This is a genomic window from Christiangramia sp. (assembly GCF_029937855.1).
In the GTDB taxonomy this organism is placed as follows: domain Bacteria; phylum Bacteroidota; class Bacteroidia; order Flavobacteriales; family Flavobacteriaceae; genus Christiangramia.
Window position 1 is genome coordinate 1 of sequence record NZ_JAPYPC010000007.1, and the last position, 12,245, is coordinate 12,245.

Annotated in this window: 5 protein-coding genes and 2 rRNA genes; 5 read left to right on the forward strand and 2 right to left on the reverse strand. The window is 40.1% G+C overall.

Annotation, left to right across the window (positions count from 1 at the left end):
- The 4 genes from Q1K34_RS05480 to Q1K34_RS05495 form a co-directional block, all read left to right on the forward strand.
- Positions 1-1,692, forward strand: a 23S ribosomal RNA gene (locus Q1K34_RS05480); the annotation flags it as partial.
- A gap of 155 nt (positions 1,693-1,847) precedes the next feature.
- Positions 1,848-1,957: ribosomal RNA gene (rrf, locus tag Q1K34_RS05485) — 5S ribosomal RNA — on the forward strand.
- Between the two features lie 391 nt (positions 1,958-2,348).
- Positions 2,349-3,293 carry a DUF4382 domain-containing protein gene (locus tag Q1K34_RS05490; RefSeq protein WP_300435578.1) on the forward strand — a complete coding sequence of 315 codons (945 nt, stop codon included), beginning with the start codon at positions 2,349-2,351 and terminating at the stop codon, positions 3,291-3,293.
- 171 nt (positions 3,294-3,464) lie between these two features.
- A complete protein-coding gene (locus tag Q1K34_RS05495; RefSeq protein ID WP_300435580.1) occupies positions 3,465-4,337 on the forward strand; it encodes a creatininase family protein in 873 nt (290 codons plus the stop codon).
- A 73-nt stretch (positions 4,338-4,410) separates the two neighbouring features.
- On the opposite strand, the gene Q1K34_RS05500 is transcribed toward Q1K34_RS05495, so the two are convergent.
- Together Q1K34_RS05500 and gltB are read right to left on the reverse strand one after the other, a co-directional pair.
- Positions 4,411-5,871: a glutamate synthase subunit beta gene (locus Q1K34_RS05500; RefSeq protein WP_300435583.1), complete on the reverse strand. Its 1,461-nt coding sequence runs from the start codon at positions 5,869-5,871 to the stop codon at positions 4,411-4,413.
- Positions 5,872-5,873: 2 nt separating this feature from the next.
- Positions 5,874-10,397, reverse strand: a complete 4,524-nt coding sequence (gene gltB / locus Q1K34_RS05505; protein WP_300435585.1) for a glutamate synthase large subunit — start codon at positions 10,395-10,397, stop codon at positions 5,874-5,876.
- 582 nt (positions 10,398-10,979) lie between these two features.
- Between gltB and Q1K34_RS05510 the strand changes: the two genes are divergently transcribed.
- Positions 10,980-12,245 (forward strand): hypothetical protein (locus Q1K34_RS05510; protein WP_300435587.1); only part of this gene is annotated, 1,266 nt, incomplete at its 3' end.

Below are 12,245 nucleotides of genomic sequence, written 5' to 3' on the forward strand. Positions count from 1 at the left end.
AGCGGTTCGGCATGGATAATAATCGGGCATAAACATACTACCGAAGCTATGGACTATAGTTTACTATAGTGGTAGGGGAGCATTGTAACAGAGATGAAGGTGAGTCGTGAGGCCTCGCTGGATTGGTTACAAAAGAAAATGTAGGCATAAGTAACGATAATGCAGGCGAGAAACCTGCACACCGAAAGACTAAGGTTTCCTCAGCTATGCTAATCAGCTGAGGGTTAGTCGGGACCTAAGGCGAACCCGAAAGGGGTAGTCGATGGACAAGCAGTTAATATTCTGCTACTTGCCCCACGTTAAAGCGGACGGAGGCGTAAATTTGGTGCGTACTGACGGAATAGTACGTTGAAGGGAGTGGTAACACCCCGATAGTACACAAAAGCTACGGCCGGCGTGATAATCCAGAGGAGCGACTTCCAAGAAAAGCGAGTGGAGGCAACCCGTACCCTAAACCGACACAGGTAGTTGGGAAGAGAATTCTAAGGTGCTCGAGAGATTCATGGCTAAGGAACTAGGCAAAATTGGCCCGTAACTTCGGGAGAAGGGTCGCCCCCTTATGGGGGGCCGCAGTGAAAAGATCCAGGCGACTGTTTATCAAAAACACAGGGCTCTGCTAAATCGAAAGATGACGTATAGGGCCTGACACCTGCCCGGTGCTGGAAGGTTAAGGGGAGAAGTTAGCTTCGGCGAAGCTTTGAACTGAAGCCCCAGTAAACGGCGGCCGTAACTATAACGGTCCTAAGGTAGCGAAATTCCTTGTCGGGTAAGTTCCGACCTGCACGAATGGTGCAACGATCTGGATACTGTCTCAGCCATGAGCTCGGTGAAATTGTAGTATCGGTGAAGATGCCGATTACCCGCTGTGGGACGAAAAGACCCCGTGCACCTTTACTATAGCTTAGTATTGACTTTGAACAAGTGATGTGTAGGATAGGTAGGAGACTTTGAAGCTGCATCGCCAGGTGTGGTGGAGTCGTTGTTGAAATACTACCCTTTACTTGTTTAGAGCCTAACTTCCGCAGGAAGGACAGTGCTTGGTGGGTAGTTTGACTGGGGTGGTCGCCTCCAAAAGAGTAACGGAGGCTTCTAAAGGTTCCCTCAGCACGCTTGGTAACCGTGCGTAGAGTGCAATGGCATAAGGGAGCTTGACTGAGAGACATACAGGTCGATCAGGTACGAAAGTAGAGCATAGTGATCCGGTGGTTCCGTATGGAAGGGCCATCGCTCAAAGGATAAAAGGTACGCCGGGGATAACAGGCTGATCTCCCCCAAGAGCTCACATCGACGGGGGGGTTTGGCACCTCGATGTCGGCTCGTCACATCCTGGGGCTGGAGAAGGTCCCAAGGGTTGGGCTGTTCGCCCATTAAAGTGGCACGCGAGCTGGGTTCAGAACGTCGTGAGACAGTTCGGTCTCTATCTACAGTGGGCGTTAGAAATTTGAGTGGACCTGATCCTAGTACGAGAGGACCGGATTGGACGAACCTCTGGTGTATCTGTTGTTCCGCCAGGAGCACTGCAGAGTAGCTACGTTCGGAAGGGATAAGCGCTGAAAGCATATAAGCGCGAAACCCACCACAAGATGAGATTTCTTTAAAGGACCGTGGGAGACTACCACGTTGATAGGCTACAGGTGTAAAGGCAGTAATGTCATAGCCGAGTAGTACTAATCATCCGTAAAGCTTGATGCGAGATGGCTCTGAGGCCGCAAAACCTCAGAGCCGCCAAATGCTTATTTTATAATGCATTACCTATTCTTCCTATTTTTTGTTTCTTTAAGTATGTCAACAATATTAGTTCTAAGCAATTAGAACAGTTTTAAGCTCGAAGCTTATAACTTACCTTTTAAGGTGGCTATAGCAACGGGGCTCACCTCTTCCCATCCCGAACAGAGTAGTTAAGCCCGTTAGCGCAGATGGTACTGCTGTATTGTGGGAGAGTATGTCGCCGCCTTCTTCTTGAAAACCCTTTATCTCAACAGATAAAGGGTTTTTTTATGCGGTACTGACAAGTATTAATACTTACATTTTCATCAATTTCCTTAGGTTGGGTAGAAATGTACAATCCTGGGGCTTTTTTCTACAAAAATTGTTTCCTTCTCTTGATCATTTCTCTTCAACAGATTTTTCTCCTTTTAAACCATATTTTAATGCTCTGTTTGTAAGGGAGATAGAAGCTTATATAAGTAAAATCTTACTTTTAGAATAATTTTAAGAAATACTGGAAAGACTTTTGCGTTTTAGGAATAGGTATCTTAAAATTTAAAATTCAATTTACTAACCTGAATTAAATTGAATATTAACTAACGTTCAAAAATAGCTAACGTTAACACTAAATTATTTTAATTATGCTTTATAAAAATCTAAAAAAATTAGCAGTTTTATTAGCTTTAATATTATTTGCATCCTGTTCAGAAGATGATTCTATGGATAATGGAGGTGAGCCAGAAGGCATGAATTCTACCCAGGTTTATTTAACTGACTCTCCAATAGATCAGGCAAATGTGGAAGCTGTATTTATTACCGTTTCAGAAGTAAAAGTAAATGGAAAAGCCATTGAAGGTTTTAATAAGACCACCATAGAGATAAGTAGTCTTACGCAGGGACGAACTGAACTTTTAGGAGAGCTTGATCTGGAAGCGGGCACTACTTCGGATATTAGTCTTATCCTTTCTGAAACAGACGCTTCTGGCGAAGCCCCGGGAAATTATGTAATGACGAGTGCAAACGAGAAAATAGCAATAGGTTCTAGCCTTGAGATCAACGTAAATGATCAGGCGGAAATTATCAACCAAAGCCAAAATGAAATCGTACTTGATTTCGATCTACGTAAAAGTTTAAAGAATGATGGAGATAGTTATTCTTTTGTTTCAGAATCGCAACTGGAAAATAATATAAGAGCAGTGAATACGGTTAATACGGGAATTGTTACCGGGAATGTGGATAATACGAGCGAGGCAAATGCCGATGTTGTTGTAGCTTACGCTTATACAGCTGGTTCGTTTGAAGAATCTGAGAGTAATCCGAATAGTGAAGGTGTAAATTTCACGAATGCGGTAAGCAGTTCTATAGTTTCCGAATCAAACGGGGAGTTTGAAATTCACTTTTTAGAGGAAGGTGATTATGAATTGCATTTTGCTTCTTATTCTGATGAAGATTCTGATGGAAAATTAGAATTTGACGGAATGGTAGAGGCAAATACAGCAAGTAATCTCAATTTAAATGGATTTACGGTGGAAGCAAATTCACAGGTGAACCTGGAAATTTCATTTACCGGACTTTTAGGGTTGTAAATAATATCTCCGATTAAAAATTGAGGGCCTGTAGATTTATTTCTACAGGTCTTTTTTATGAGTATAATAATCATAAAAAAAATGGTGTTTCCTGAGCTTATAATAGTTTATATAATTATTTTTAAATTAAAGTCCTAATAACCCAAAAATTTTGATTAAACAATTATAGTTATGAAAAAAATTATATTTTTTCTGCTTCTGACTTCAGGAGTATTTGCGCAGGAGATTCCAACCCACTGGGATGAGTTAACTGCAAGCGACTGGCCAATGGCGCTTGAGAAATCCAACCGAACAATTATTCTCCCTATTGGAATATTGGAGAAACATGGGCCGCAGGCACCTATTGGTTCAGATCTTATAAGAGCCAGGCAATGGGCAAAAAGAGCCACAGACATAGAATACGCCGTAGTGTTTCCCGATTATTACTATGGACAGGTGAATGAAGCTAAACACATTCAGGGAACATTTTCACTTCCAAGCGATCTTACCATGGAACTTTTAGAAGCTACCTGTAAAGAAATAGCACGGAATGGATTTAATAAAATATTGATCGTCAATACACATGGGGGGAATCCTTCAATGCTAAGATATTTCATTCAAAATCAAATGGAAAGCCAGAGGGATTATGCTGTTTATTTATTCGATCCAGGTTCAGATCCGGAATATGAAAAGAGACTGTCTGAAATGAGAAAATCTGATGCTTCCGGAGATATGCATGCCGGAGAAAGAGAGACTTCAGAACTTATATATTTACGTCCTGATCTGGTTAAAATAGAAAGGGCTACAGATGAATCAGGAGCAGATGAGGAACGGCTGACTGAAATTCCTAATATTTACAGAGGTATCTGGTGGTATTCTTCTTTTCCTCATCATTATGCGGGGAAGGGTGAAACAGGTACCAAAGAAGTGGGGAAACTTGTAACAGATCACGCTGTAAATTCTATAGTAAAGGCCTTGAAGGCTGTAAAAGAAGATAATCAAACTCTACAGCTGCAAAAACAATATTTTGAGGATGTCGAGAAGTCCTCGAATGATAAAAGTTAAGTGTTAATATCTTTAAACTAAAAAGGATCTGGTTAATAAAATCAGATCCTTTTTCTATAATATAAAACATCATTTATGGAGTCGGAAGATCACCTTCTCCCTTAATTGGTAATTTTGATTTGCCCATTAAAAATTTATCCACATTGTGAGCAGCTTCCCTACCTTCAGAAATTGCCCAAACTATTAATGATTGTCCCCTACGCATATCGCCGGCCACAAAAATATTCTTCACATTGGTCCTATATTCCTTTTCACCCTTAATATTAGTTCGTTCGTCTAAATCTAATCCAAGTTTTTCACTTAAAGTTTTTTCCGGTCCTGTGAAGCCCATTGACAATAATGCAAGATCACAAGGCCATTCTTTTTCGGTACCAGGTACTTCTTTTAATTCTGGTCTTTTTCCTGGCTTTTTAATCCATTCTACCTGTACGGTTTTTAAAGCTTTAAGCTTACCATTATCATCTTTGATAAATTCCTTGGTTTGAATACTCCAATTACGCTCTACACCTTCTTCATGAGAAGAACTCGTTTTTAAAGTAAAAGGCCAATAAGGCCAGGGGTTTTCCGAAGTTCTTTTTTCCGAGGGAAGAGGCATAATTTCAAAATTCGTCACAGATTTAGCTCCATGTCTGTTCGATGTCCCCACGCAATCTGAACCTGTATCTCCACCACCAATTACAATGACGTTCTTATTTTTTGCATTATATCTATCTTCCAGTTCATGTAAACCTTCTACAGTTTCATTATTATGCTTAAGAAAATCCATTGCCTGTACTACATCTTTAGCGTCTGAACCTGGAATTGGAAGATTTCTTCTAACCGTTGCTCCTCCACATAATACCACAGCGTCAAATGCTTTCAGTTCTTCTACTGAATAATTTTTACCGACTTCAGTATTCGTTTTAAATTGGATCCCTTCAGCCGTCATCTGGTCTAAACGACGGTCTATCACTTTCTTTTCCATTTTAAAATCTGGAATGCCATATCGCAGAAGTCCGCCAATCTTGGAATCTCTTTCAAAAACCGTCACATGATGGCCAGCTCTATTGAGTTGTTGGGCTGCAGCTAAACCTGCGGGGCCAGAGCCAACCACGGCAATTTTTTTATCGGTACGCTTAGCAGGAGGTTCCGGTTTGACCCAGCCCTCCTTAAAACCTCTTTCCACGATATATTTTTCAATCATTTCGATAGCCACAGGAGGTTCTATAATGCCTAACACGCAGGCCGATTCACAGGGAGCAGGACATAATCTACCTGTAAATTCAGGAAAATTATTCGTTGCATGTAATATCTTCAAGGCTTTTTGCCATTCATTTCTATAAATGGCATCATTAAAGTCTGGAATGAGATTTCCCACGGGGCACCCACTATGGCAAAATGGGATCCCACAATCCATACATCTGCCCCCTTGCTTTTTTAACTCTTCTGTAGGGAGTTCTTTATGAAATTCCTTGTAATTCTTTACCCTTTCTGCGGGTTGTATATTTTCTTCTTCAATACGATCGTATTCTAAAAATCCTCTTAATTCACCCATTTTTATGCTGTTTTAAGATCTACTTCCTCTTCTTTTCTCTTTTCGTCTTCTAATTTTTGTAGTGCCTTCTTATACTCTGTAGGCATTATCTTTATAAAGCCTTTCGAAGCTTTTTCCCAATTATTTAAAATGGACCTGGCAACTTCACTTTCGGTATATTGATAATGATTTACGATGAGCTCTTCCAGTTCCTGTAGATTTTCTTCGGAAGGCGCTTCGAGTTCAATCATTTCCATATTGAAATTATTTCTGTCCAAGTTATTTTCAGGATCAAAAATATAGGCGATACCACCACTCATTCCGGCGGCGAAATTCCTTCCTACTTTCCCCAGGATCACGGCAACTCCTCCAGTCATGTATTCACAACCATGGTCTCCTATCCCTTCAATAACTGCTTTTGCCCCGGAATTCCTTACGCAAAAACGTTCTCCACCAATTCCGTTGATATAGGCTTCACCGTTCACGGCGCCATACAAGGCAACATTTCCTATAATGATATTTTCATTAGATTTAAATGTGGCTGCTTTTGGTTTTCTAATGGAAAGCACTGCTCCGGAAAGTCCTTTTCCGAAGTAATCATTAGAATTTCCTTCTATATTTAGATTTAAACCTTTTGCTGCAAATGCTCCGAAACTTTGTCCCGCCGAACCATGGAAATTCAGGGTAAGGGTATTTTTTGGTAATCCTATGGAACCATGAATTTTGGAAATCTCATTACTAATAATGGCTCCTGTAGTTCTATTGGTATTACTAATAGGGTAGCTTAGCGTAACAGGTTCTTTCCTGTAAATCGCAGGGTGTGCCTGTCTTAAGATTTCAAAATCAAGCACTCCTTCGATATTATGAAGTTGTTTTTTTGTGTTAGCAAGGGGTACACCCTCTTTAATATTCGGTTTATGTAGAATATTTGAAAGGTCAATTCCCTGGGCTTTATAATGTTTTATAGCCCTGTTCATATCTAACTTCTGACATTGGCCTACCATCTCATTCATATTTCTGAAACCAAGCTGAGCCATGATCTCTCTTAATTCCTGAGCTATGAAATACATGAAATTAATAACATTTTCAGGAGTGCCTTTAAAATTCTTTCGCAATTCAGGATCCTGTGTCGCGATACCAACGGGGCAGGTATTTAAATGACACGCACGCATCATAATACATCCGGTAGCCACAAGTGGTGCTGTGGAGAACCCAAATTCTTCTGCACCCAATAAACAGGCGATAGCCACGTCACGTCCAGTTTTTAACTGACCGTCGCATTCTACCACGATCCTGCTTCTCAGGTTGTTCAGCAACAGTGTTTGTTGTGCTTCAGCAATTCCTAACTCCCAGGGGAGACCGGCATGTCTCAGGGAAGTTAATGGTGACGCTCCGGTACCTCCGTCGTATCCTGAAATTAATACAACATCTGCTTTTGCTTTGGCAACACCGGCAGCAATAGTGCCAACCCCAACTTTAGAAACCAGTTTCACATTGATACGAGCTTCGCGATTGGCATTTTTTAAGTCGAAAATTAACTGAGCCAGATCTTCAATAGAGTAAATATCGTGATGTGGAGGCGGAGAGATCAATCCAACATAGGGCGTGGAATTTCTTGTTTTTGCAATATCCGGATTCACCTTTGCTCCAGGAAGCTGTCCGCCCTCACCGGGTTTTGCTCCCTGGGCCATTTTAATCTGTATTTCCCGGGCATTGGTCAAATAATCTATACTTACCCCAAATCTTCCCGAAGCCACCTGCTTAATGGCTGAGTTTCTCCAGTTACCATTGATGTCTTTCTGAAAACGGTCTGGATCCTCACCACCTTCACCAGAATTACTTTTACCTTTAATTCGGTTCATGGCAATAGCCAGGTTCTCATGTGCTTCCTTACTAATAGACCCAAAAGACATAGCTCCGGTTTTGAACCTTTTTACGATCTCGGTCCATGGCTCTACCTCTTCCAGTGGAATAGGGTTTAATTCCTTGAACTTGAACATTCCCCTTAAGGTCATGAGATTTTCGTTCTGCTCATTGATTATTTTGGAATATTCGGTATAGGTTTCATAGCTATTTTGTTTTACCGCCTGTTGAAGTTTTGCCACACTGGCAGGATTGAAAACATGGCGTTCCCCATTTCTTCTCCAGCGATAATCCCCGCCCATTTCAAGGTCAAGATCGGTTTCTGTTTCCGGCGGAAAGAACGCATGTTGATAGCGTTTTTGAATTTCTTTTTCTATTTCATAAAGTCCGATTCCTTCAATTCTGGTAGGCGTATTACAGAAATATTTGTTGACGAATTTCTTGTTTAATCCTAATATTTCGAAGATTTGGGAACCTCTATAGGAAAGTAATGTAGAAATACCAATTTTGTTCATGATCTTAACGATTCCTTTTCCGATGGCAACATTAAAATTCTCTACGGCAACTTCGGGATCCTGTACGTCAATCTCTTTTCTTTCTACCAAATCATAGATCACTTCATTTACCATATAAGGGTTGATCGCACTGGCACCATATCCAAAAAGTGCGGCGAAATGATGTGGTTCCCTTGGTTCAGCAGATTCGATCACTATCCCGAAGCTTGATCTTTTATTATAGTCTTTTGCTCTATGGTGAACAAAAGAACAGGCGAGAAGGGAAGGGATAGGAGCTAATTTTGGATTCACATTTCTATCTGAAAGGATCACGACATTGCAGCCATCGTCCACGGCATCATTAATTTCAGAAATCATTTCTTCCAATCTGTCTTCCAGCGCATTAACTCCTTTTTCAGCTTCATAAAGGATAGAGATGGATTTAGCCTTAAAACCGGGAGTATCTATATATTTTATTTTATCCAGGTCTTCATTGGAAATGACAGGGTTTTGAATCTTTAATTTTCTTGCTTGTTCTGGAATGATATCAAAAAGATTTAGATCTTCTCCAATGGAGAGGCTAATATCTGTCACGATCTCTTCCCTAATTCCATCTAGCGGCGGATTGGTGACCTGGGCAAAAAGCTGTTTGAAATAGTTAAATAAAAGCTGTGGTTTATCTGAAAGTACCGCCAGTGGAATATCTGTTCCCATAGAACCTATCGCTTCTTTTGCTTTTGAAGCCATAGGTGAAATAATGGTGGTGATATCTTCATAGGTGTAGCCAAAAAGCTTCAGTCTGGTGATATATGGAATATCTTCTACCGGAGTTTGGTTACCAGTATAGGGAACTTCAGCTAAAGGCAGAAGATTCTCATCCAGCCATTTTTGATAAGGTCTTTCAGAAACAATCTTATTCTTTACTTCTTCATCTTCAATAATACGGCCTTCGATCATATCTACCAGGAACATTCTTCCCGGCTCCAGTCTGCCATGTTTGAGAACATTCTCAGGAGCAATATCCAGGACGCCCGTTTCTGAAGACATTACCACATACCCATCTTTCGTCACCGTATATCTTGAAGGTCTTAAACCATTTCTGTCTAGAAGTGCCCCTATATAATTTCCATCGGTAAACGGAATTGAAGCCGGACCATCCCAGGGTTCCATAATACAGGCATTATATTCGTAAAATGCTTTCTTATTCTCTTTCATGGAAGGATTCTTTTCCCATGCTTCCGGCACCATCATCATAATCGCTTCTGGTAAAGATCTTCCCGTTTGCAGCAGTAATTCCAAAGCCATATCCATAGAGGCAGAATCTGATTTTCCTTCCATGGTTATTGGTATGATTTTCTTCATATCCTTGCCGAATACGTCAGACTCAAAGAGCTCCTCTCTTGCTTTCATTCTGCTAAGGTTTCCCCGCAGAGTATTAATTTCTCCATTATGGCACATATATCGAAAAGGCTGCGCAAGATCCCAGGTAGGGAAAGTGTTTGTTGAAAACCTTTGATGTACCAGTGCCAATTTGGTGATTACATCAGGATCATTAAGATCTTTATAATAAATATTGATGTCCTGCGGCATCAATAGGCCTTTATATATTATGGTATTTGTAGAAAGACTTGAAAAATAGAAATAGTCACTTTGGGCCAGGCCTGAATTTTCGATGGTATGTTCTGCGATTTTTCTAGCTGAATATAATTTTGAATTAAAAGCAGTGCCCTCTAATTCTTCGGGTTTACCTATAAAAACCTGTTCTACCGCAGGTTCTACATTACTGGCCATTTTCCCAAGACAGGAATGATCTACCGGAACTTTTCTCCAGCCCAGGACCTGAAGCTGTTGATTATTTATTTCATTTTCAAAAGCTTCCCGGCATATAGATGCCTGGTTCTTATTCTTTGGCAGAAATACCATTCCAACGGCATAAGATCTAAATTCTGGTAAATCGAATTCACAGACCTTTTTGAAATAATCGTGAGGAACTTCAATCAGTATTCCAGCACCGTCACCGGTTTTTCCATCGGCACTTACCGCACCACGATGTTCAAGTCGAACCAGAATATCAATGGCCTTATGAATTATATTGTTGGTTCTTTCACCATTTAAATTACATATAAATCCTGCTCCGCAGTTATCGCGCTCATTTAGAGGGGAGTAGAGTCCCTGTTCTTTCATTTTCATACCTGTTCATTCTGAATTATTCTGTGGAAGTTAAATAAAACTAAAGGAAATTAGAGAATTTTAGATCGCTTTAAATCAAGTTTTTAGGAATTCTTATTTTCGAAGGTTCTAAATAAGATATTGGTAAAATATGGAAATAAAATTAAGAAATGAATAATCGATATTTTGCGAAATGGTAACCTAGGGTTTTCCCTTATTTTTTGGATTTCTTAACAAAGACTAGTTAATATATTTAAAAAAATAGTAAATTTAACCACCTGATTATTAATCTATTACTTTATTTCGTTTTATTAGAATTAGCCTTTTAATATTCGAATTTCCTGATTTTAGTTTTTTTTCAGACTCCCTCAAAATCTATACTTGCTTTTCTGATTTAGCTTTTCTATTAAAATTAGATTTCTAAAACACTTCCCCCCGTTAGACCGCATACCTAGTTAAGGTATTTTCCCTGGCTATTTTTAGTTCAGGTTTTTCTACCCTACTCATTTTTGTAATTAGATTAATTGAAGCCCCCGACAATGACTGCCCAGTCTGCTTCTCTAGGTTAACCAAAGCTATGGTCTAACCATTAAATTAATTATTATGAAAAATTTTACATGTAAAGGCATTAAAACGAGAAATTGCCACTCCGTGGTCCAAAAAGATTATATAAAACTCTTTTGGTTACTGATTTTTCTTTTAATAACGAATTATGTATTTACACAAACTCAGCCTGCAGTAGACCTTGATCAGGTTAGAAATGGAGAGGTCTCCAGTCCCAATATCCCGGGGGAATGGGTGAATGGTAATTTAGGACCGGAACAAGCTCACTTGGCAGAAGGTTTTTCAGTGCCATATAGGGCCAAAATGAGTAATTTGACTCCAGGAATGACGGTGACAATTGTTCTCGAATATGATGTGAAACATACAGAGAAACATGCTCTGGATTTCCTCACTAATTACGACTTCATGGAACCCCATGAGGCTGCGTTCGGTCACGTAAACCTGGAGGCATTAAATCCTACCCTCGGAACTGTCTTTGAAGAGCCATATCCAGCTACCCCAGATGATGAATTTGAGATACCAAATTATCCTGATGATTCCTATTCGATTGCGGTTAAGGATGGAGTTTTACAACCTAAAACGATACAAAATACCATTCGCCTGGCAGGAGGAGCTAATATGTCAATATGGAACGGAGATATTATTGATATTAGTTATGGTCCTGCACCTGATTTGAATGATGATAAAACAGCACAGCAAATCAAAGTACGATTTATAGTAGGTAATGAATTTGCTCCTGATGCAAAACAACCAGTTCTATTAGCCTGGGGCGGACATATAGCAAGTAGGGCAGATTGGGATTTTGATGATGGTTTGATCGCTTCTGCTGGAGGTATAAGTGGTTCACCATATCATATGAGACTAATTTCTTGGGGCACCAATGTTGACGGAACCACAGGTATTAACAATTTGGGTAACCAAGACAGGTCATTAAAAGCGAGTGCAGTAGTTCCGCCTCCATCCTGTACTCCTGATGGTCCACAGAGATTATGTGTTGGAACTGGTTCCCAATTATATACAGCAACGACAGATAACTTGCCTGGAGTAACTTACTTCTATTCCTGGACAATTTTAAATGATGCCGAATTCCCCAATAGTTCAGGAGCTACCTTTCCGGAAGATGAAGATTTAACCTTAGATAGCGTAAATGTAAATCCAGGTGGTGCTGGAGAATATACTGTACAGGTGCAAATTACATCACAATTTGGTAGTACAGAATGTAAAGTTACAACAAAAGTAGATAAAGCTGCATATGCCGGAGTAGATGGTAGCGATCGTTTCTGTGAAGGAGACCAGACCAAAAAC

Excerpts from the sequence above, each read along its gene's own strand:
- Q1K34_RS05490 (WP_300435578.1), top strand. The coding sequence starts at position 2,349 with ATGCTTTATAAAAATCTAAAAAAATTAGCAGTTTTATTAGCTTTAATA.
- Q1K34_RS05500 (WP_300435583.1), bottom strand. The coding sequence starts at position 5,871 with ATGGGTGAATTAAGAGGATTTTTAGAATACGATCGTATTGAAGAAGAA.
- Q1K34_RS05495 (WP_300435580.1), top strand. The coding sequence starts at position 3,465 with ATGAAAAAAATTATATTTTTTCTGCTTCTGACTTCAGGAGTATTTGCG.
- gltB (WP_300435585.1), bottom strand. The coding sequence starts at position 10,397 with ATGAAAATGAAAGAACAGGGACTCTACTCCCCTCTAAATGAGCGCGAT.